This window comes from Thermofilum uzonense (assembly GCF_000993805.1).
Lineage (GTDB): Archaea > Thermoproteota > Thermoprotei > Thermofilales > Thermofilaceae > Thermofilum > Thermofilum uzonense.
Genome location: NZ_CP009961.1, coordinates 1,529,106 through 1,549,321 on the forward strand (window position 1 = coordinate 1,529,106; position 20,216 = coordinate 1,549,321).

The 20,216-nt window shown below is 45.5% G+C and carries 27 protein-coding genes; 17 read left to right on the plus strand and 10 right to left on the minus strand.

Annotation, left to right across the window (positions count from 1 at the left end):
- The first annotated feature begins 43 nt into the window (after nucleotides 1-43).
- A complete protein-coding gene (locus MA03_RS08065) occupies nucleotides 44-478 on the plus strand; it encodes a translation initiation factor IF-2 subunit beta (RefSeq protein WP_191118561.1) in 435 nt (144 codons plus the stop codon).
- On the opposite strand, the gene MA03_RS08070 is transcribed toward MA03_RS08065, so the two are convergent.
- The 3 genes from MA03_RS08070 to MA03_RS08080 form a co-directional block, all read right to left on the minus strand.
- On the minus strand, nucleotides 465-1,460 hold the full coding sequence (locus MA03_RS08070) for an NOG1 family protein (RefSeq protein WP_191118562.1): 996 nt from the start codon (nucleotides 1,458-1,460) through the stop codon (nucleotides 465-467). The genes MA03_RS08065 and MA03_RS08070 overlap by 14 nt on opposite strands.
- An 81-nt stretch (nucleotides 1,461-1,541) precedes the next feature.
- Complete coding sequence (locus tag MA03_RS08075) at nucleotides 1,542-2,243, minus strand: fibrillarin-like rRNA/tRNA 2'-O-methyltransferase (protein WP_052884753.1); 702 nt, start codon at nucleotides 2,241-2,243, stop codon at nucleotides 1,542-1,544.
- A complete protein-coding gene (locus MA03_RS08080; RefSeq protein WP_052884754.1) occupies nucleotides 2,240-3,472 on the minus strand; it encodes a C/D box methylation guide ribonucleoprotein complex aNOP56 subunit in 1,233 nt (410 codons plus the stop codon). The genes MA03_RS08075 and MA03_RS08080 overlap by 4 nt, the downstream gene beginning before the upstream one ends.
- Before the next feature lie 244 nt (nucleotides 3,473-3,716).
- On the opposite strand from MA03_RS08080, the gene MA03_RS08085 reads away from it, so the two are divergent.
- The 4 genes from MA03_RS08085 to MA03_RS08100 all read left to right on the plus strand — a co-directional run bounded on the left by MA03_RS08085 (nucleotide 3,717) and on the right by MA03_RS08100 (nucleotide 6,663).
- Nucleotides 3,717-3,998, plus strand: a complete 282-nt coding sequence (locus tag MA03_RS08085; RefSeq protein ID WP_191118563.1) for an H/ACA ribonucleoprotein complex subunit GAR1 — start codon at nucleotides 3,717-3,719, stop codon at nucleotides 3,996-3,998.
- Nucleotides 3,985-4,863 carry a TFIIB-type zinc ribbon-containing protein gene (locus MA03_RS08090; protein WP_191118564.1) on the plus strand — a complete coding sequence of 293 codons (879 nt, stop codon included), beginning with the start codon at nucleotides 3,985-3,987 and terminating at the stop codon, nucleotides 4,861-4,863. The genes MA03_RS08085 and MA03_RS08090 overlap by 14 nt, the downstream gene beginning before the upstream one ends.
- Nucleotides 4,864-4,975: 112 nt before the next feature.
- Nucleotides 4,976-5,932: a coiled-coil protein gene (locus tag MA03_RS08095; RefSeq protein WP_052884757.1), complete on the plus strand. Its 957-nt coding sequence runs from the start codon at nucleotides 4,976-4,978 to the stop codon at nucleotides 5,930-5,932.
- A 35-nt stretch (nucleotides 5,933-5,967) separates the two neighbouring features.
- Nucleotides 5,968-6,663: an orotidine 5'-phosphate decarboxylase / HUMPS family protein gene (locus tag MA03_RS08100; RefSeq protein WP_052884758.1), complete on the plus strand. Its 696-nt coding sequence runs from the start codon at nucleotides 5,968-5,970 to the stop codon at nucleotides 6,661-6,663.
- Between the two features lie 69 nt (nucleotides 6,664-6,732).
- Here the strand turns inward: MA03_RS08100 and MA03_RS08105 are convergent, their stop codons facing one another.
- On the minus strand, nucleotides 6,733-7,515 hold the full coding sequence (locus MA03_RS08105; RefSeq protein WP_052884759.1) for an ATP/GTP-binding protein: 783 nt from the start codon (nucleotides 7,513-7,515) through the stop codon (nucleotides 6,733-6,735).
- Nucleotides 7,516-7,632: 117 nt separating this feature from the next.
- Between MA03_RS08105 and MA03_RS08110 the strand changes: the two genes are divergently transcribed.
- Genes MA03_RS08110 through MA03_RS08125 form a run of 4 tightly spaced genes read left to right on the plus strand, consistent with a single transcriptional unit; the run spans nucleotide 7,633 to nucleotide 10,722 of the window.
- Entirely contained in the window at nucleotides 7,633-8,049 is a 417-nt protein-coding gene (locus MA03_RS08110) for a helix-turn-helix domain-containing protein (protein ID WP_052884760.1), read from the plus strand.
- A complete protein-coding gene (thpR, locus tag MA03_RS08115; protein ID WP_052884761.1) occupies nucleotides 8,039-8,614 on the plus strand; it encodes an RNA 2',3'-cyclic phosphodiesterase in 576 nt (191 codons plus the stop codon). Before MA03_RS08110 ends, thpR begins: the two co-directional genes overlap by 11 nt.
- A gap of 24 nt (nucleotides 8,615-8,638) precedes the next feature.
- Nucleotides 8,639-10,030, plus strand: coding sequence for a CCA tRNA nucleotidyltransferase (gene cca, locus MA03_RS08120; protein WP_191118565.1), 1,392 nt, complete (start codon nucleotides 8,639-8,641; stop codon nucleotides 10,028-10,030).
- The gene (locus tag MA03_RS08125; protein ID WP_052884763.1) at nucleotides 9,985-10,722 is read left to right on the plus strand and encodes a hypothetical protein; all 738 of its coding nucleotides are present in this window, start codon (nucleotides 9,985-9,987) and stop codon (nucleotides 10,720-10,722) included. The genes cca and MA03_RS08125 overlap by 46 nt, the downstream gene beginning before the upstream one ends.
- Nucleotides 10,723-10,729: 7 nt before the next feature.
- On the opposite strand, the gene MA03_RS08130 is transcribed toward MA03_RS08125, so the two are convergent.
- Entirely contained in the window at nucleotides 10,730-11,194 is a 465-nt protein-coding gene (locus tag MA03_RS08130) for an Lrp/AsnC family transcriptional regulator (protein ID WP_052884764.1), read from the minus strand.
- A 119-nt stretch (nucleotides 11,195-11,313) separates the two neighbouring features.
- On the opposite strand from MA03_RS08130, the gene MA03_RS08135 reads away from it, so the two are divergent.
- Genes MA03_RS08135 through MA03_RS08145 form a run of 3 tightly spaced genes read left to right on the plus strand, consistent with a single transcriptional unit; the run spans nucleotide 11,314 to nucleotide 12,432 of the window.
- Nucleotides 11,314-11,796 carry an SAM-dependent methyltransferase gene (locus tag MA03_RS08135; protein WP_052884765.1) on the plus strand — a complete coding sequence of 161 codons (483 nt, stop codon included), beginning with the start codon at nucleotides 11,314-11,316 and terminating at the stop codon, nucleotides 11,794-11,796.
- Nucleotide 11,797: 1 nt separating this feature from the next.
- The gene (locus MA03_RS08140) at nucleotides 11,798-12,088 is read left to right on the plus strand and encodes an RpoL/Rpb11 RNA polymerase subunit family protein (RefSeq protein ID WP_052884766.1); all 291 of its coding nucleotides are present in this window, start codon (nucleotides 11,798-11,800) and stop codon (nucleotides 12,086-12,088) included.
- Nucleotides 12,089-12,132: 44 nt separating this feature from the next.
- Complete coding sequence (locus MA03_RS08145) at nucleotides 12,133-12,432, plus strand: ribonuclease III family protein (RefSeq protein ID WP_052884767.1); 300 nt, start codon at nucleotides 12,133-12,135, stop codon at nucleotides 12,430-12,432.
- Here MA03_RS08145 and MA03_RS08870 read toward each other — a convergent pair.
- Nucleotides 12,415-12,570 carry a 30S ribosomal protein S30e gene (locus MA03_RS08870; protein ID WP_191118566.1) on the minus strand — a complete coding sequence of 52 codons (156 nt, stop codon included), beginning with the start codon at nucleotides 12,568-12,570 and terminating at the stop codon, nucleotides 12,415-12,417. The two genes, MA03_RS08145 and MA03_RS08870, sit on opposite strands and share 18 nt — an antisense overlap.
- A 170-nt stretch (nucleotides 12,571-12,740) precedes the next feature.
- On the opposite strand from MA03_RS08870, the gene gatD reads away from it, so the two are divergent.
- Nucleotides 12,741-14,087, plus strand: coding sequence for a Glu-tRNA(Gln) amidotransferase subunit GatD (gene gatD / locus MA03_RS08150; RefSeq protein ID WP_052884768.1), 1,347 nt, complete (start codon nucleotides 12,741-12,743; stop codon nucleotides 14,085-14,087).
- Complete coding sequence (gene gatE, locus MA03_RS08155; protein WP_052884953.1) at nucleotides 14,084-15,988, plus strand: Glu-tRNA(Gln) amidotransferase subunit GatE; 1,905 nt, start codon at nucleotides 14,084-14,086, stop codon at nucleotides 15,986-15,988. The genes gatD and gatE overlap by 4 nt, the downstream gene beginning before the upstream one ends.
- Here gatE and MA03_RS08160 read toward each other — a convergent pair.
- Together MA03_RS08160 and MA03_RS08165 are read right to left on the minus strand one after the other, a co-directional pair.
- Complete coding sequence (locus MA03_RS08160; RefSeq protein WP_052884769.1) at nucleotides 15,975-16,277, minus strand: signal recognition particle subunit SRP19/SEC65 family protein; 303 nt, start codon at nucleotides 16,275-16,277, stop codon at nucleotides 15,975-15,977. The two genes, gatE and MA03_RS08160, sit on opposite strands and share 14 nt — an antisense overlap.
- A complete protein-coding gene (locus MA03_RS08165; protein WP_052884770.1) occupies nucleotides 16,274-16,666 on the minus strand; it encodes a 30S ribosomal protein S8e in 393 nt (130 codons plus the stop codon). The genes MA03_RS08160 and MA03_RS08165 overlap by 4 nt, the downstream gene beginning before the upstream one ends.
- Nucleotides 16,667-16,767: 101 nt before the next feature.
- On the opposite strand from MA03_RS08165, the gene MA03_RS08170 reads away from it, so the two are divergent.
- Nucleotides 16,768-17,505 carry a proteasome assembly chaperone family protein gene (locus MA03_RS08170; protein WP_052884771.1) on the plus strand — a complete coding sequence of 246 codons (738 nt, stop codon included), beginning with the start codon at nucleotides 16,768-16,770 and terminating at the stop codon, nucleotides 17,503-17,505.
- On the opposite strand, the gene tgtA is transcribed toward MA03_RS08170, so the two are convergent.
- Nucleotides 17,471-19,132, minus strand: coding sequence for a tRNA guanosine(15) transglycosylase TgtA (gene tgtA / locus MA03_RS08175; protein ID WP_052884772.1), 1,662 nt, complete (start codon nucleotides 19,130-19,132; stop codon nucleotides 17,471-17,473). The genes MA03_RS08170 and tgtA overlap by 35 nt on opposite strands.
- A 62-nt stretch (nucleotides 19,133-19,194) precedes the next feature.
- Between tgtA and MA03_RS08180 the strand changes: the two genes are divergently transcribed.
- Nucleotides 19,195-19,539, plus strand: coding sequence for a hypothetical protein (locus tag MA03_RS08180; protein WP_191118567.1), 345 nt, complete (start codon nucleotides 19,195-19,197; stop codon nucleotides 19,537-19,539).
- A 56-nt stretch (nucleotides 19,540-19,595) separates the two neighbouring features.
- The gene (locus MA03_RS08185; RefSeq protein WP_052884774.1) at nucleotides 19,596-19,886 is read left to right on the plus strand and encodes a hypothetical protein; all 291 of its coding nucleotides are present in this window, start codon (nucleotides 19,596-19,598) and stop codon (nucleotides 19,884-19,886) included.
- Here MA03_RS08185 and MA03_RS08190 read toward each other — a convergent pair.
- Nucleotides 19,875-20,159: a histone family protein gene (locus MA03_RS08190; protein WP_191118568.1), complete on the minus strand. Its 285-nt coding sequence runs from the start codon at nucleotides 20,157-20,159 to the stop codon at nucleotides 19,875-19,877. The genes MA03_RS08185 and MA03_RS08190 overlap by 12 nt on opposite strands.
- Nucleotides 20,160-20,216 lie beyond the last annotated feature (57 nt).

Below are 20,216 nucleotides of genomic sequence, written 5' to 3' on the forward strand. Positions count from 1 at the left end.
CGGAAAAGCTTAATATGTTGCTATCCTTGAGAGAGTGAGGATAATGACTAGTATGGAAGGTGACTTCGCCTCGTATGATGAACTGCTTGAAAGAGCGTATAAACTACTGCCCCGGCGCAGGTCAAAATCAACGGGAGAGAGATTTGTATTACCGAGGTTCGAGGTAAACATTACGGGTAAAAGGGTCTATATTATAAACTTTAAGGAAGTCGCAGAAACTCTCAACAGGGATCCTCACGTCTTGCTTAGATTTCTTCTTAAAGAAGTAGCTCTTCCAGGCGTATACGATGAGGGGGTAGCTGTTATTCAGGGTGAGGTCTCTCCACAGCTTCTGAACAAGCTCTTGGAGAGGTTCTTCAACGAGTATGTAAAGTGCCCCATATGCGAAAGCCCAGACACACTCCTCGTAAAGGAGAAGAAGATCATGCAGATCAAATGCATGGCTTGCGGAGCAATTTCTCCGGTTAAACCTTTCTAGTCTTTTCCTCAATTGCTTCCTCGATAGCCTCGATTAGTTTCTCTAGGTTCTGCTTTTTCTCGGCGGATATACCGATAAACTCCAGGTTTTGGAAGACTTGCCTAAATCTAGTAAGATGTTCATCGTTAGCAGCATCTATCTTGTTTAGGACTATTATTTGTCTGATATGGGGAAAGTTTCCTGCTATGCCTGTGTAAACAGCCCTCTGATATTCTAGTGGGAATCCACACATCTCCGTAGGATCCACTACGAACAGTATGAGCTTGGATATGTGTCGGATTGCGAGTACGGCCTGGAGCTCTATCCTGTTCTTCTCTTCGAGAGGCGTGTCCAGTAAACCAGGGGTATCTAATAGTTGAACCCTGGACCATTTGAGGTCAAGAATGCCGACTTGTAATTCTTTCGTGGTAAACGGGTACGGGCTGACCTTTGGCTTGGCATTCGTGAGTGCCCTCAGGAGGGTTGATTTTCCAACGTTGGGTGCTCCCGCTATCACTACTGATGGGATCTCAGTGTCGATCTCTGGGAGCTTTAGGAAGGCTTCCTGGACGTTTCTTACTGTGGAGAAACAGTTTTCCAAGCTTTTCAAGACAGATAGTGTTCGTCCAAAGAACGCCCGTCTCGCCTTGACTGCCTCGGCTTGACTTGCGGAGGATTTTATCCTCCTTTTTGACTCAGAGTAGATTTTCCTAATGATTTTTCTGGCAGAGGCAAGCTTTGCTGCACATTTCTTATACTCATTGGGATCCACACTCAGAAGTAGAAGATCACGGAAGAGTGGGTGAAGGTCGTCGAGATAGGGACTGGTCTCTACTATTGCCCTGAGACGTGTGTCTACAACCTTAAAAGATCTTTCTATGCATCGTTGAGCGTCGAGTCTCATTCTCTCGAGTTTTTCCACCCGGGGCGGAGGTGGTCGTCTCTTGCAAGCCTCAACGGCTCTTTCGAAGAGGTCTTTAGGCTCACGGTAAGCTAGTACCATTTTTTTCTTTTGTAGTTCAATATTCAAAATGATCACATGAGCAGAGTTATTATGGTGGTGGAAAATGATGCTTTCTGTAGGCTATTCTTTCTGAGCCACTATGAATGCATGGGCCTCGTCGTAAGGTTCTAGGTGTAGCGACTCCTGCACTTTATACCCGCGCTGTTCAAGATGCTCCATTTCTTTCTTGTATGTCTCGGATGGAGCTTTAGTTACGTCGATGCTCATGGCCTTGATCGCCATCATTATCCATCCGCCCTTTTTCAAAAACATGTCAGCATTGTCTGCCACGTACTTACTCTGGAATGGCTGCGCTATGTCCGCGTAGATGACGTCTACTGACTCAACTATGTGCGCGTACTTTGAGGGGAACCTTGCATCAGCTAGTAGAGGGATCACATTCATCCTGTGATTGGCTACTTTCTCGATAAATTCTCTCATGACGCGGGGGGCGAACTCGACGCCATAGAGGATACCTTTCGGGCCTACAATATCGGAGACATGACTGGGGGTGGTTCCCGAGGCGACTCCTAGGTAGAGAACCTTTGTACCTGGCCGAATGGGATTGATTTTCAGTCCCTTTGATATGGCACCCGCTAGCTTGCTCCTGTATGGATTCCATATCCTATACTCTTTTCCCTCTAGGACAATTAACTGTTCCCCATAAACCTTTATCCCTGGTGCCAGGTTTACCGTTGCCAATCTTTCACTTCCGTCCTCGAAAGACACGACGTAGACAGCCGGGAAACTCGTATGTTCCTGAACACTTATAGCTCTAATCATCTCCTATCACCTTTCCAATGTTTTTTACCCTTTTTAACCCTTCTAGGCTTCTCGCTCTCCTTCTTTAAAGGAGGTTTCTCGTAAAGTTTCTTTATCTCATCGACTCTCTTCTCTAAATCTTCTCGAAGCTCATCGGCTCGATACTCGCCTGAGAATGCATCAATACGTGCTGCTATCGCCAGCTTCGCAGCTAGTGCTCTTGCGATTTTTCCTCTTTGCCATCGGGGCGATTTGTGAATTAAGGGGTGCTGGAATATCACGCCGTGCTTTGGAGGCTTGGCGCCGTATCTGAGTGCCCTGAAAAGCGCCTTCTCTGCGCCTAGAACCTGTATCGTGCTGGCAGGCAGTTTGGCTAGTTTTTCTAGCCCACCAGCAAGTGCGATGAGCCTGGCACCCAGTAGCGAGCCTACGAGTCCCCTTACGTTTGGAGCAACCTCGTACATTGCCTCGTCAATATACTTTTCAAGGCTTCGTCTTACGATGTAGAGGCGAAGACCAGTATCTGAGATCAGCCTGATGGCCTCAAGGTCGAATTCGGTGAGATCCGCGCCCATGCTTTTGCTTGCCGCGTCGACGATCTTATTTGCAAGTTCTTCCTTAATACCAAGCTTGACTAGTGATTCCTTGGTAATTTTTTCTCTAAAGCCAGCATTACTGACTATTTTGAAGTAGTCCTCGTGTTCCTCAACCAATGAATCTAACTCGGGGAAGTGTAAGCTATACCATTCTCTTACTCTCGACGCGAAGAGGTTTATCGTCTTGTTTACATCGTCGAGGGCGTTAATGGCCTGGGCTATGGATAGGTCTCTCTTTTCGGCTACCTCTTTTACTTTTAGCCTAGCAAGATGTAGGGCTGCATCGCGTAGAATCTTGTAGTACTCGTCCTCCTTTATTCCTAGCGTTTTCTCGACGAGAACAACAATTTTTTCTCGTGCTCTCGCGAAAACAGTGTTGTTGGGGGAGTGCTCCACCTTAATATTCCGTAAATTCGAGGAGAGAAACCGTCCAAGATCTTCGTCTTCGACTATTATCGTATCACCAGTTTTCGTTGATTCCATGATGAACTTGAGAGCGTTTTCAGATAGCCTCCCTTGTTCTAGTTCGTATAAGTAGTTTGCAATAGAGGCCAAATCGGGGGCTTGGTACATCTGATAATATTTAATTGGCTCCGCGTTCTCATTGAGTAAGTAGAGGGCGAAGGGCGATGGAAATAGATACAGTACAGACATATCTACCACTTTAGATTTGTTTTGGTCTCAAATATAAACCTCTCCCGAGTTTAAAGTTACGTAAATGATCTCTAGGGAATGCTTACTTCTCTTTAATTATATTTCATTAAGAGACAAAGACATGCTTTGATCCATGTAACGTTGTAAAAGTGATTGGGCGGGTATTCCTGTATATTTGGAGAGCCTGTAGTCCTTCGGCGAAAATCTTAAAGTAGTGAATGCTCTTTACTTAGGAGAAGTTTTCATGAGGCCTCTAGGGAAAGTTAGACTTTATACTCGTGCTAAGAATCTCCTGGTTGAGGCGCAGGAGGTTCCGGAGATAGGGGAGCGTGTCTTTGACGAGAAAATGGCGCAGATAGGATATATATACGATATTATAGGTCCGGTGAATTCTCCCTATGTCTTGGTCAAGGTTGATGAGAGTCGATGGAAGCCTGAGGCATTTATAGGGAAGATTCTTTATTGGAAGGGGACGCCCCGAGGCGCAAGGAAGGTTAGGAAGGGGGGAGGCGGTGGTCGACGTTAAGTGTCCCTCTTGTGGATCAACCAAGCCGCCTGTCTTTAACCCTGATTCTGGGGAATATATATGCCCTGATTGTGGATATATTTACGGTCCAGTCTGGGAGCCATTTATCCCAAGGTCGAAGGACGAGTACAGGATGAAAGTTCACAGCGAGAAAATGTCGCGGAACCCTGACACTACGCCTAAATCACTCATTAAAAAATATCCCCTAGGACGGAGGTTACTGAAGCAGGATGAGGCTAGAGTTGTTAGGTATGATATGTATCTCTCGAGCGTTCAGCGCACGTATAATGTGCCCGAGTATGTTATAGAAGAGGTCCGGAAGCTTTTTCAAAAACTACAAGAGGGAAGGGTTTTGAAGGGTAGAAGCCATAAGCTCGTGATAGCAACGCTCCTATATGTTGTCTCGAAAAAATACCCAAACGTTAAGGTCACTAGAGAAACGCTTGAGAAAATATCCGAGTCGGACATTACGAGGATTTACAGGTTTTATAGGTTTCTCGTAAGAGAAGGCTATATTGATTCGCCGAAGCCCTCAACTCCTAGGAAGCCTGGGCACTATTTGCCAGAGATAACTAGTCGAATAGAACAAGAGTTAAAGAGCTCGCCGGAGAAAGGTAAGGTTCTAACGTTTTTTCACAGAATCCCTCAAAACCTACTGCTCAAGGCCTCGGAGGAGTTTTCAAAGTATCTTCAGGGAACTAAGCCTAACGGTTTGGCAGCCGCAACTATCTACTTTTTCTTGCGTGTAACCGGGATCAGGCTTAACCAGGATGTAATAGCTAATATTGCGGAGGTCTCGCCTTTAACGGTGAGAAGGATTATTAAAGAAATTACAAACTCCACGGATATTGTTCTAAAGATATAAGATTACTCCAATGAATAAGTAAAAGTTTTTAAATGTAAAGTTTATATTGGGAATTAAGTTGTGCAAAAATGCTCGTAAAGCGCCACAAACCGCAATTTCATATGGTGACCATATGGCTATAGTTAACGAGGACATTCAGACTTTAAGACAACAGTTCATTGAGTTGCGCAAAAAACTGCAAGAGTTGAATGAGCGAATTTCTGAGCTGCGTAGCAACCGAGATCTATCAAACTCGGAGGTGAAAAAACTATCCGCTGAGATAAAATCCCTACGCGAACAATTATTCCAAATGCGGGATCAAGCGACGCAACTAATTGCAAGGAAAAAAGAGCTTTACGATAAGCTTGTGGCCATCCGTGATGAGAGGCGTAAGCTTATCGAAGAGCTTAACAAGAGCAGGGAAGACCTGAAAAGATTAAATGCCGAGTACAAGTCGCTACGAAGCTTTCTAGGCTCTAGAACTTACGATGAAGAAGAGCTGAGAAGCCGAATTGAGCAGCTTGAATGGCAGTACCAGACTATGACTCTGCCGCCCGAGGTCGAGAAGATCCTAATTAACAAGATTAGAAGCCTCGAGTCTATTTACGTTAACGTTAAACACCTCAATGAGTTAAGATCGCGCCTCGAGGAAACCAGGCAGAAGATCCCCCAGCTTAAAGATAAAATTTCAAAGTTGTCCCAGGAATTAAAACAGGTTGTAGATGAATACCTTAAAGCTAAAGAGGAGGTTCAGAAGCTGAAAACACAGAGGAGCGAGCTCTTCAAGAAAATCCAGGAGCTTAGACAACAAAGGGATTCCATTCGCGAAAAGGCCAATGCATATCATCAAGAGCTTATCTCATTACTACAAGAGGAGAAAACTTTACGTGAAGAGCTTGAGAGAGTATCAGTCCTCTTAAAGGCAAAGGAGTTGTCACAGCATCTGGAAGAGAGGAAAAAGTTGCTTTACGGCAAGGCTCTAGAGGCCTACGAAAAATACCAGAGGGGAGAGTCTCTAACGTTGGACGAATTCAAGCTGCTTGTCGAGTTTAACATGCTTGGAAAAGAGCTTCAAAAAAGTAATCCCTAACAAAAACATTAATTTCCACAGATAATGCCTATTTTGTGAGCTCAACAACCAAGTTACAGATAGCGGTTGACGTCACTGATGAAAAACAGGCTCTAGGGATAGCTGGATTAGTAGATACAGCATGCAACCAGGGTCTTTTAGATTGTAAGAGGATCATCCTTGAGGCTGGAACCCCACTGATAAAGATGTACGGTATGAGTATTTTGTCGAGGATGAAGCTAGCATCTCCGAAAACAAAGCTTATGGCAGACTTAAAGACGGCCGATGTCGGTCGACTTGAGGCGGAACTAGCATACTCTTTTTCCGCGGACAGCGTTTCTGTTTTAGCAGCGGCACCATTCTCGACAATCAGGTCCGTGTTGATCACGGGGAAGGACTACGGTAGGGGGGTCGTAATTGACTTCCTTGGAGTCTCTGATCTGAGAGCTAGGTCTAAGAGAATACTAGAAATTGTACACGAGATTAATTTTCCCACCGAGAACCTGGTTTTCGAATTTCACAGAGGGATAGATGAAGAAAGAGGGATAAGCGTGGAAGAGTTCTTCGGAGAGGTCGCCGACGTGGCTGGGGCTCTTAAAAAAACACTACCCGAGCTTTCAATAGCGGTTGCCGGGGGAATCACGCCTCAACTAAAACGCGAGATCGAGCAAACGCTCAAGGCCGACATTTATGTTGTAGGTAGATACATAACTTCTAACCCAACCATCGACAAAATTCTGGAGTTCTTATAGCCTTGAATTCTAATGAAACTTTTTAATTTTTAATCATGTATTTGTCTGGGCTTTCATATTCAATCTCAATCACTCACTTTGAGGTGTTTCGAAATCTTCTCCACCCATATAGATCTGTTGAAGGTAGAAGTAGACTTCTTCAAAGTTCTCGCTCTTCTTTGCCGACACCATAACCACGGGTATTATGGACAGGAACTCTGTTAAAACCCTAACAACACTTCCCGTGAAATGAGCGTCATAGTCTCTGGGAACCTTAGATATCTCAAACTCCAATGTCTCTGGATGTGCCAGCCAGTTCAAGATCTTCTCCTTCTCACTGTCGGACAGCAAGTCCATCTTGTTCAATAGCACTATGAGTGGGAGTTTAAACCTGTAGAAAGCTGATGCCGCTAGGAATATTTGTGATACGAGGTTATAAGGGTCAATTGATAGTGACGCGTCAAGCAGGAAGGCGACAGCGCAGGCCTTATCCTTCGAGCACAATGTGTTGACCATTATGCCTCCGCTCTGCCTAAAAGTGAACACCTCCATTTGTCCCGGTGTATCTATAAGCACATACCCCTCAGCCTCCTCGTCAATGCTTTTACTAATTTTAGGTAAATGCTCCAGTGATAAATCGGTAGCCGCTATTATGGCGCCGTTAGGGCCAAGCCCATATTCTTCCAGAACATCCCGTACAAACACGTATTCACGTACATCGACGTCTGGTACATAATCGAGGTTCTCAACTGCTGGATCTAGGTTGACGGTGGCTGTAGGTACATTGTGGCTCTGAAGCCAGTCTCGAAAACTTGCCGTGAAGGTCGACTTTCCGGAGCCTGCCGGGCCAATTATGTATACGAGCAGCTTCATGATCCTCAAATAAGATAGACTAGAAGATATGCATTAAACATTGCTCTACAAAGCTTTGGGGGATATAACAAGCAATAAATTCATGTTTTCATAAAGATCATTTAGGCGATCGCTCTAATGTCCTCGCGGTCAAAGATCTCCCTAGCTGAGGAGAACATCGAGAAGCTAGAAGAGTCGTCAGTGCAGTTCGACCTGCTTCTCAAGAAAGTTCTAGAGACTATTGTGAATGAGGGAGACTCTGGGATCCTTCAAAAAGAGTTGTGGAAGAAGCTTGGCCTTGACAGCAGGAAAGGCCTTAAAATCATCAAACGGCTGGAGGAACAAGGATTGATCGAAAGAGAACAGGTAATCCAACGCGGCAGGAAAACTTACATTGTGAGAGCCGCACATAGGGCCAGGAAGGAGATAGAGTTACCAGCCTTTCTCGACGAGATACCCTGTTTCTATTGCCCAAACCTCGCAAGATGTGCCAGTGGCGAGGTAGACTTCCTCTCTTGTCCTCTACTAAAAAGGTGGTTGGAAAGTGACCAATGAGAGAGTCCTAAGGGTCTTTGTAGCCGTTAAGATAACCAACAGTCAAGTGCTAGAAGAGATAAAGAGAGTACAGGAAGACCTAGAGAGAGCTGGTATAAAAGCGAAAATGGTTGAGCTGGAGAACATGCATATTACTCTACAATTTATAGGTGAAATCCCCCACGAGAAAGTTCTCCTCATACAACGAAATCTTCAAGAGGTTAAGGCCTCCCCCTTCACGATCGAGTTTGAGGGTTTGGGTGCCTTCCCGAACATACGCAACCCTAGGGTCATATGGGTCGGTGTCAAGAAAGGAGCTGACGAGCTATCCGCCCTCGCGAGGGCTGTACAGCAAGCCGTAGCCTTATCCCGCATAAGGTTCGAGTCAGAGGAATTCACCCCACACTTGACGATAGCTCGTGTGAAGGCACCAATAAACAGCGAGGTCAGAAAAATACTAGAGAGTAACGGCTCAACGCATTTCGGTGAACAGGAGGTTCACCAATTCCATCTAATAAAGAGTACTTTAACTCCTAGGGGTCCCATTTACACAGACCTTGCAGTCTACCCACTGTCTCAAACATGAATTAAATGCAAATAAATGAGAGGTATGGCTGACAAATCGCTTGAAGTAAACCTGGAGTGTGTCAATGACTACTCGTATCTATATGAACCCACACCTGAACAACGCGAGAATATCGAGAAAATAACCAGAGAGGTTATCTCGAAAATCAATGAAGTTATCGAAGAGCTAGGGCTTCGAGGAGTGATCCGAGAGGTCTCCGTACAAGGGTCTTTTGCTAGAGACACATGGCTGCCCGAGGACACTGATGTAGATGTTTTCCTGCTGTTCGATAAGAGCTTCGACTTCGAACAAATGAGGAAGATGACAGAACTGATAAGCGGCAAGGTTGCTGTGAAGCTGGGAGCTTCTATTGAAACACGTTTTGCCTCTCACCCTTACTATGTCATCGGGTTTAACAGGGTTGAAGTAGAAATAGTCCCGGCATATAAGATAGAAGACATTAGGGAAATGAGGACGGCTGTGGATAGAACCCCCTTCCACACATCCTACATAACCTCATCCCTTCTTAGGAAACCATGGCTCAAAAAAGAGATACGCGTATTGAAAGTCTTGCTTAAAAGACTTGGAATTTACGGTGCCGAGTTGGAGGTCAGAGGATTCTCAGGCTACTTATCCGAAGTACTGGTGATAGCCTATGATGGGCTCGTCCCACTTTTGGAAGCCGCGTCGAGGTGGATACCCTGGAAGGTACTTATCCCCCATGATGCTCCCCGGAGCCTGATAGGTACAGCACCCCTAATAGTTCTAGATCCGGTTGATTTAAGGCGTAACGCGGCTGCCGCTGTCGGTCTTGAGCAGCTCTCGAAATTCATTGCTTTCTCTAAAATCTTCGTGGAAAATCCTGAGATTTTGTGCTGCATGCTAGAGGGTAAGAGAGAGGTTCCCGACTATATGTTGGACGAGAACATAATTATTCTCCGCCTATTATCTCATCCACCCCTATCCGATGACGCGCTAGCCGGCAAGCTTAGAAGAATTCTTGACTCAACGCGTAACACACTAGAGAGAAACGGGTTCAATGTTCTCAGAGGGCTTATGGTTCATGCAAGAAGGGATTTCTTTCTCGTATTCCAGCTCGAAACATCTGTTCTGCCTCCTCTTGAAAAGAAGATTGGTCCCCCCGTATGGCATACAAACTCTAAAAACTTTCTGAGAAAATGGGCTTCTCATACACCGGCACCCTTCATAGACGGCGACAGATGGGTTGTTATCTCGGAACGAAAAATAAGGAAGGCCGAGGAAGTGATCATGAACGCGCTGAAAGTATACAAGGGCTTTGAATGGGAGATTATGAGAGGAGAGGAATCCTACTGGAAGATTGCGGAGGATGAATACCGCGAGATAAAAGGAGTCTTAGCGGGGAGCGAGATTTGGATCTACTGCTTGAAGAAATACGTGAGTGGGCACAAATTATAACGTATCCTGTACCCTACTCCGAGGAGCTTTTTAGGAGGGTTACAGAGTTCAGAATGCTAGGCATCAAGCGGTTTATCGAAGAAGGTGGAGTCGAGGTTCTAGGAAAGAGAGTTCTAGGAAAGGGAACCGTAGGTATAGTTGTCAGGGCTGAATTCATTGGAGGAACGAGTGTTGCCGTGAAAATACGAAGACTAGATGCATCACGCCCCACTCTTCTACGCGAAGCAAGAATACTTCATAAGATCAATGCTTTAAATGTAGGTCCCAGGCTCATAGCAGCTTCCAGAAACTTCCTGGTTTGGAAATTTGTTGAGGGCGTCCCCCTAGATGAATGGATACTGAAAAGCAGTGCGACAGAAATACGCCTCACTTTTAGCCTTATCCTCAGCCAACTCTGGACTCTTGACAGGATAGGTGTAGCACATAATGAGCTTTCGAGGTTTAAAGATCACATACTCGTCCAGAGAGACGGTACGCCTGTGATTATCGATTTCGAGTCATCCTCGGAAAACAAGTTTGCATCCAATATTCCTCAATTCCTTGGCTTTCTGCTTAATGAGAACTCACGGCTTGCGAGAATACTCTACGAGAAACTAGGGGTAAAAAAGTCTCGCGAAGAAATAGTGCAAACATTAAGAAATTACAAGAAGGGAAGGGCCTCTCTCTATGATATTTATGCTCTTCTAGAGTGAGAAATTCTCATTTTAAGGTCTCGATCACGATATATGTTTTTGTCTCGCGTACCCCTTCAAGTGTATTTATCTTGTTCAAGACCTGGTCAAGAAGGCTTTGTGAAACTTGTATCACAACATCATATTCTCCGGTCACTCTGTACACTTTTTCAAGCGGCATTTCTCTAAGTATAGAATATATGTGAAGTCGTTTTTGAGGCTCAAGTTTTAGCATGATCAAAGCTGTACCGCTTTGCCCTGAGATCATTTGGACTGCTTTCTCAGTTAGATCAATAAAACCTCTTCCCGTGCGTATAAGACCATGCTCGCGTAGCTTCTTGAGATGCATGTTTAGTGCCTGTCTAGTAATGCCCAAGTTTTTAGCTATAGAGCTTTGGGTTTCAGTGACTGTATAGACACGGATTGGTTGACTTTTTTTGAAGAAATAATTTAGTAGTTCAAATTGTTTTTCAGTAAGGGTTCCTGAATCCATAAGTCTATTAATACAAATGTAAAAATAAATTTTTCTTATTTACCCAGGTGATTCAGCAACTCGTTTCACGAAGCATACCCCTCATAAACTTTTAATCATGGTTAATCAAAGAGGGAGTTATGAGTATAAGTGTTCCATATGTGCCTAGCCCGCCCGAAGTCATCAAAAAGGCGTTCCAAATAGCTGACTTGAAGCCGGGCGAGCTCGTTCTTGACCCAGGGTGCGGTGATGGCAGGTCTCTCGTAATAGCATCCAAGTACTTCGGGGCTAGAGGTGTGGGTATTGAGATTAGGAAGGATTTACTCGAGACCGCTATGAGAAGGATAGTGGACGAGGGGGTATCGGATAAGGTTTTACTGATACACGGAAGCTTCTACGATATAAAGTTTCCTCCAGCCGATGTTGTTTTCCTCTATTTGTTAACTTCAGTAAATGAACGTCTCAGACCGAAACTAGAAAGAGAGCTTAAGCCGGACACGAGGATAGTCTCACACGACTTTGAAATAACGGGCTGGAAGCCTGTGGAGGTAGTGACTGTTGAAGAGGGCGGCAGGACTCACAAAATCTATTTTTATATAGTCGGCGAGAGTAGGAGGACATGATATGTCTTCTGAAGAGGTTATTGTGGAAGTTGAAAATATCTCGAAAAACTCCATGGAAGTCAAAATCAGGGGCGAGGGGCATACAATACTAAACATGCTCGTAGATGAACTAAACAAGAATCCCCATGTTACAGCATCGTATAAGATTGATCACCCTCTTTTACCCTTTGCCCATCTACTGATCCAAACAGATGGAACACTATCCCCTATAGAGGCTCTGCGTGAAGCAACATCCTCACTTAAAAACAAGTTGGAAGCATTGCGGGAGTCCTTACGGAAAGGGACGACTTAATTTCTATACTTTCAAATAAGGATCTGGCCAGGCTAGGAGATGCTTTGGTAAACTTTGTAGTTTCAGCTGCACTCACGCTGGCCACGGGGAAAATAAAAGGGGTTAAAGTACCCGGCAAGCTTTTAAACAAGGTTTATCATCTATCAGGCTTGTCTTCTATGCGCCTACCTTACCATGTTGAGCCCGGAGAGAGCGTAGAATCGCTTCTTGGCTTCGCTTGGCTGAAAAACTGTATAAGTTGTGAGGTGGCCGCGGAAATTGTCTACTCAGCTGTTAAAAATGGCAAAAGTATTGAGGAGGCTCTGTCAATCCTGGTAAACGAGATCTTAAGACGATGTGCTTGACTGTGCGGCGAGTATCCTTCGCTTAAAGTTTCGAAGGTTCCTCCTTCGCGGGATGAGGTTTTTTCTGGGCTTTGGAGGTATTTTGGGAGTAGCATTTCTTACTTTTCCTGCTTTCGTTAAACTACCGTGTGAAGGCATAAATTATTCCCGGATTCCCTCTTTTATTCAATAATATAAGCTTTTCTCTAATGTTGATCTGCGGAAACAGTTTCTTTTCGATTATATTTTCTCTTGATTCAGGCTTTGGCAGAATGGAAGTAAACTGTGTTAAACTTAAAAATTCACATAGACTTTGGAAAACGTTAACTATGGAGGACTCTGGATACAGTCCGCGTGTAAGGGAGTTGTTAGAGAGTAATAGTGTTAAAGTCTTTGACCTCGTCTCGGTGCAATTAAAAGATGGGATCAACCTAAGAGGTATTATTTTACCCAGGCCTTCGACCGGGGAACGAGACGCACTTGTTCTTAAGCTTGAGAACGGTTACAACGTAGGTATTCTTGTGGATAGGATCAAGGAAATCAGGCTCGAAGAAGAGGCTCATGTCAAGCAGGAGCAGATCTTGGAATCTACGAGAAAAACTCTCGCGAAGGCAAAAGTTCACTTTATAGGTACGGGCGGGACGATAGCTTCAAGGGTAGATTACGCGACGGGCGCGGTTTATCCGTATTTCACAGCTGAAGAGCTGTACTCGATGATACCTGAACTTGAGGAGATTGCACTAATTGAGAGCGAGACAATTTTCAACATCTTCAGTGAGGATATGACACCATCACAATGGAGCCAGATAGCCAGAAAGATAAAACAGGTGTTCGAGCAAAATGCTCCTGCAGGAGTAGTGGTAGCCCACGGCACCGATACTATGCACTACTCGGCCTCCGCGATTGCGTTCGCTGTTCAGAAGGCACCGGGTCCCATTGTCTTCACAGGAGCCCAGAGATCATCCGACAGGCCTTCCAGCGACGCATCGCTAAACGTAATCGGAGCCACAATCACTGCTGTCGATGCCCCATTTGCCGAATCGGTTATAGTAATGCATGGGAGTGTTAACGATGACAAGCTTCTCGTTCACAGGGGTGTGCGTGCTAGGAAGATGCATACGAGCAGGAGAGACGCATTCATAAGCATTAATGAGTTGCCACTTGCATCTGTAGATCCATATTCTAAGAAACTCAGCCTGTTAACAAAAGAGTACAAACAGAAGAGCAATGATCTAGAAGTATACCCTGAATTTAGCGAGAAAGTGGCTTTAGTAAAGTTCTACCCTGGAATGGATCCATCGATCTTTGAATTCTACCGAGATAAGGGGTATCATGGTCTAGTAATAGAAGGCACGGGATTGGGGCATGTTAACAGTAAGTTGATTAGCGTTTTGGGAGGGCTCGTTAAAGATGGGATGGTTGTTGTAATGGCTTCGCAATGCCTTTGGGGGTCTATCAACATGAACGTTTATCGTACAGGAGTAGAGCTACTTAGAGCTGGAGTTTTACCAGCTGGAAACATGCTTCCTGAGACATCATACGTTAAGCTAAGCTGGGTTTTCGGCCAAACTACCGAGGTCGAAGAGGCCGTCAAGTTATTCAAAAAGAACATAGCCTTCGAAACCTCTGAGAGGAACGAGTACAAGTTTTACCCTGGAGCCTGGTGGTGGCAATGACGACACTGTCAAGGAAGATAAAGTGCGGCATAGAGATACACCAGATGCTAGACACCCAGTCAAAACTGTTCTGTTCCTGTCCCACGAAAATCAGAAAGGATCCCCCAGACTTCACTTTCCTGCGGAGGTTGAGGCTGGCGCGAAGCGAGATCGGCGAGATAGACCCTGCTGCCTTGTTTGAATTCGAGAAAGGGCTCCAATTCCTCTATGAGGGCTACAATGACAGCGTTTGTTTAGTGGAAATGGACGAGGAGCCGCCCCACCCTACAAACATGGAAGCATTGACTATTGCGCTTAAGTTCGCTCTACTAGTCAACGCGAGAATTATTGATGAAATCCACGTGATGAGGAAAATAGTGATAGACGGGTCTAACACCACGGGGTTTCAGCGAACAATGCTTGTGGCTGTTGGCGGCTCGATAAACGTGAAGGGCAAAGAGATACCAATTGAAACAATATGCTTAGAGGAGGATGCGGCTAGGAAGATCGATGAAAGAAAAGACCAGCAGACAGTAATTTACCGGCTTGACAGGCTAGGAATACCCCTAATTGAGGTGGCAACCGGTCCGGTAATCGAGTCCCCTGAGGAGGCTCGTGAAGTGGCCCACTATATCGGGCTTCTCTTAAGATCTCTGGGGAAAGTAAAGAGGGGGCTAGGGACTATAAGGCAGGATCTTAACATATCTGTTGAGGGGGGTGCAAGGGTTGAGGTTAAGGGAGTACAGTACCTAGATTTAATCCCGCTTGTTGTTGAAAACGAGGTTAAAAGACAGGTAAAACTCCTCGAAATAAGAGACGAGCTTGTCGCCCGTGGGCTCTCTGTAACGGACATCCTTTTCGAGCCCGTCGACGTCTCCAAGTACTTTGAAAAAACAAAGTCTAAGGTGGCGAGAAGTGCCCTGGAAAAGGGCGGTGTTGCCCTGGCCTTGAAGCTCAAGGGGTTCAAGGGCATCCTTGGAAAGGAGATACAGCCGGGTAGAAGGTTTGGTACGGAGTTGGCTGACAGGGCTCGCTACTGGGCGAGGGTTGGAGGGATATTTCACAGCGACGAGCTTCCGGGTTATGGCATCTCGGAGGAGGAAGTTAAAATCCTCTCGGAGGTTCTCAGTCTAGGAGAAAACGATGCCTTCGTGCTGGTATTTGACGAGAGAGAAAAAGCCTTGAAAGCACTTGAAGCTGTTTACAAGAGAGTATTGGAAGCTTTCTCCGGAGTACCAGAGGAGACGAGGGCGGCAAACACTGACGGAACCACACGGTTTATGCGGCCTAGGCCTGGTAAAGCAAGGATGTACCCGGAAACAGATATTAGACCTATCGTAATATCGTCACAGTTGATAGAAAAACTTAAAGGAGAGCTTCCGGAGCCACCTGAGGAAACCTTAAAGAGATTAAAGAAACACTATGGTCTCTCAGACGTGTTGGCCCAGCAGCTTTTCAGCTCAGAGTACCTTTTCTTCTTTGAAGAGCTAGTACAGGAGACGGGCGTACAGCCAGTTATAGCTGCTACCCTGCTCACGAATACTTTGAAAAGCCTGAGACGAGAGGGAGTTAACGTCGAAGTGTTAGAAGAGGAGCACATAAAGAAGGTTTTAAAGGCGGTTGCCGAGAACAAGCTAGCGAAGGAGGCAATACCGGAAGTCTTAAGAGCACTAGCCGAGAACCCTGAGTCTAGTGTGGAGGACGTGATTGAGAAGCTGTCTCTACGAGGTCTAACATTGCAGGAGCTTGAGCGTTTGGTGGATGAGATTATATCTGAGAGGAAGCAGTTGATAATGGAGAAAAAGGAAAAGGCTTTTAGCCCAATCATGGGAATAGTCATGGAGAAGGTTAGGGGTAAAATCGACGGAAAAATAGTCGCAGAGGTTGTGCGTAAAAAGATAACTGAGGCTATTTCTTCTTAGGCTCCCTCCTTAGCTTAACCAACTCGACAGCTATCTTTTTTAAAACAACACTTTTCCGGTCTGCCGTCCTCACGATAATTCTTCCCTCGCTCTCATACCAGAAAGCCGGGAATTTTTTATCGCTCTCTATTAAGACGTCAGTATAGCCGGCGTTTTTAGCTGCTAACACCAGTTCATCTACGCGAGGCTTTTCGACAGATAAAACTTTAGGGACGCGGCGCCCCTTATCCCGGGGTTTTAGAGAATCAAAGTATACGGTCCAGATTATCTTGCCTTCTCTTTTCTTCATGAAGACTCCACAAGAACAGCATTCACAACGCCATCCTGTCCTGGACGCGAGGTCACAACGGCTTTACCGGCTTCCGTTTGAATAACTGCTCCCCGAGTTATAACTCCCCTCCTAGCAAGGTTCCTGTTGGAGGGATTGTCCAGAACCTTCAAAATTTTTACGCGAATAGTCTTCTTTTGGCTTGGAATATATACGTTAGCCTCTGCTGCAACTTTCACTCTAACCTTATAGTTTCCTCCGCGAGCACGGATTACTTTAACTTCAGTCCTATTGCCGACCGTAGGGTTAAGTGGGTATCGACCGGTAAGGTATTTTCTCTTAACCTTTACATGCCTACTTTTAAGCCCTCCGCTTATCTTTCTCAAGTCGTTACCGTGGTATATTCCCATGACCTATACCCTATCTCCCTACTCTACGAGCCTTTTTAGTTTTTCGCTACCGTTTGAACACAAGTTTATTTACTCGTAATGCCTAATGTTATGGGTCTATTATGAGGGTCGTTGAAAAGGGAAGGATTAAAATACTCTTAAACAGGGATGTTCAACCTCACTATCTCGTAGCTGGGTTTCACGGAATAGGCCACGTTGGATGGATATCAGTGAGGCACCTAGTCGAAAAAACCAATGCGGAGAGAGTAGGATACGTTTTTTCACCCTACATGCAGCCATTTGTATCGATAAAGAAGGGGGTCAAGACTCCCTATGAGTTCTACCTTACCGGTGACACCCTGTATTTCTTGCCGAACGTCCCGCTAAGTCAAAAGGATGCCTCCATAGTCACTTTGAGCCTAGCAGAGTTCGCACTCGAGGTTGGAGTGCGAGAGGCTATACTATTTGGAGGACTCGACCATCGTTTTAAGGAGGATGACAAGATTCGCTTAGCACCGACCACGGCGTTCTATAACGAGCGGAGGGAATTATTCGAAACCGGTAAGCTTAAACTCATCGAGGAGGGCTTAGGGGTGGTTGGCCCCCTAGCAATTCTTCTTTCAGTGTTTGAAGCTGAGGGTGTACCGGCAGTAGCGATACTGCCATACGCAGCCCCGGACAGACCTGATCCCAAGGCAGCCGCCGAGGCTCTACGGATGTTCAACGAGATTTATGGCTATAGCGTAACGGTTGATGAGTTGATCGAGGAGGGCACAATGCTTGAGAGAGAGTTAGAGGAAGTTGAGAGGAAAATGAGAGAGATGGTTAAGGAGAGAGAGCCTCCTGTCTATCACGTGTAATCATCCCTTTAAGGATGGCCACTGCATCTAGTATCTTCTTTGAAGTTCTCTCATGTTCACTCAAAGCTTTTTCATAGCTGGGAAGGCTTACCTCCATAAAAATGACCCCCTCGTCTCTTAACTTGTTCCCCATTTTTCTCACGAATTTGCTTGGAAGAGAATAATATGCGAGAACAACCCCCCGGTAAGCCTTGTTTAAGATAAACCAAACCACGTCCGCAAGGATTTCATCCTTTGCCTCTTCGAACACGAGCCTGCTCGCCTCGTATTGAGACAAGGGATAGAAGCCGTCGAGCTCTACAGGTATTATGGAAAATGCTGGCGAAATGACAGCTACATCATACTCACTAAGAATGCTCATAGCATTGGTAAGAAACTCCTTTATTAGTCCAAACCGCGTAAAGGGTTTTTGCGGGGTTTCTTCAAATAAGATGAGAATGTCGCTTCTACTCTTATACCTAGTCTTGAGCCTATTGACATGTCTAACTACCTCTGGTCTATATCTGCTAGGAGCTCCAAGGAAGAATATCCCCCTTGGATTGGACCTCGTAGAAGGATGAATTTTAGCAAAGAACTCGGAGTACCTTAAAAACTCCCTAAAAGCGTTTGTAAGCGCGGGGTGGGCCCGGGCCTTTTCCTCCACTAGCTCCCAGAGCCTGCCCTCATGTATTGCTTGTTTTATCCGTTTTATCTCTTCCCAAATAACGTAAAGGTTGTGGAGAGCTATCAGCTCCACGCGTTCTTGTGATGGAAGCTCTCGCAGCTCGCGTGCGGTATACTTGGAGCAAACAGGGCAAGAACAGGGTAGCTCTTCAACGTCTTGCAGCCTCAATGTCCCCCTGGAAGTTATTATCCTATTGTTTCTAGCATATAGTGCGTAAGATGCGGAATCAAAGACGTCTACACCCATGGCTACGGCGAGAGGTAAGATCAACGGGTGCCCAGCTCCGAATAAATGTAATGGTGCACCCCACGGTAGATTTAGTCTTGCGGTCATTACAAGCCTAACGACCTCCTCGTAATCATACTCCTCCATAAACTGTGTCGGCCCCCCTACGGCATAAAGATCTGCTGGTATCTGGGAAGCCTTTCGAGCAGAATACGCGACAAGGCTTGTGTGAACACCGCCTTGAATTGGAGCGACAAGCAGCATGCCTTTTCTATCTACCTGGGCGGCTTCGCGTAACCGCTTGAGAGTCTCCTCAACCTCCGCACGAGCCTGTTGGAAGGGGGTTTCACGCCTTGTTGGGATGTCTAATATGACCCCGACATCTGATCCGATCTCTATTTGATATGTGAAGATTTCGAGTGGGCTTACCTCAACCTTCCCATAGACTAGAAGCTGGTAAGCTCCTGAGTCAGTGTAAACTGGGCCGTCCACACCCAGGATACCGTGAACTGTTAGTTCCTTAGCCAGGTCGCCGTAGTTCCTCTTTATGATGTAAGAGTTGGTGATGAGCATGGGAAAGCCTATCTCTTTTATTCTCTTTGCGGAAATAATCTGCCTGCTTGGATTAATCACAGGTGTCAGAGTGGGCGTCTCAACAACGCCCCGCCTGGTATAAAGTTTCCCCCGTCGCCCAAAGATATCGATCTCTTCAATCTCAAATACCTCGTTCCAAACCACGCGTTCTTAGGAAACATAAAACTTATTATAATTCACGCTAAGTGTGTAGCGGAGAGAGAAAAATGAAGGGAACAATCACAAGCATGGGCATCGTGTCCTACGCTAATGTTAAGCGTGTCCAGATAGAGATCGAGGGAGAAACACTAGACGTAGAAATACCTGACAAACTACTACAGGAAGTAGGAGCTGACCCCAGAGTGGGAAGTGAAGTTGAGGTCGAGCTCTCTAGGGAGCCTGGAGACCTATCTTACTGGCAAATAGTCATGTCAGCCGAAACATATCTTAAACAAGAGGCACAGGGAAAAATCTATGCCTCGGCGGGCGGGTTGCAAGTCGTAATACCCTCGAAAATCCTTGGCGATAAAATTGATATTGGTGAAAAGGTTTACCTGAAGCTTCGCTTCTAATAGGAGTTGGACGTTAGATTTTTAGTTGAAGCCCACAAATAAGAATTTGCCAAGTTATGTTAAATGTTAAGCAGCTTGAGGCTTTACTTGAGTGGGCCAGAGCTAAGAACGCAGTTATAGACTTCTTTTTCCGGGAGACAAACTACAGGCTCAGAATAGACAAAATGTTTCGCGCTGTAGACCAGAGTGGGAATGCTGTGTCCTGGGCCAAGGCGTTTGGCACGAAAAAGCCCTGGGACATTCTTGAAGCCTTTACCCTCGACAAGATTATAATAAGGCTTGAGGGTAAAGAGGAGGTATACCCTAACGTCCAGGCATTGACGCGCGCAATTTCATTAAAGGTTTAACTGTGTACATATAATCCTTTGAAGCCTACTGATGGCGAATTTGATGTCTTCCTCACTCACTGTTTTTCTCTCCGCATGTTTAGATGCGTCAACCGCTTCGCGTGCGATTTCCTGAGCAATTTTCTCGAGAAAATTCCTCAGTAGGATTACTGCGTCCTCGCTAACCCTCTCAGCTCCCTGTCTGTGAAGTATCCTGTCAATAGGGGCTAGGGGGATCTCGTATTCTTTTTTCTTTACAGGCATAATTTTATCCTTCTGTTTTATTTCAAACATATATTAAAAATTTTTTCCTCTGTTGTTGAACGAAAGAGGTTTTATGAAGCCCTAGTT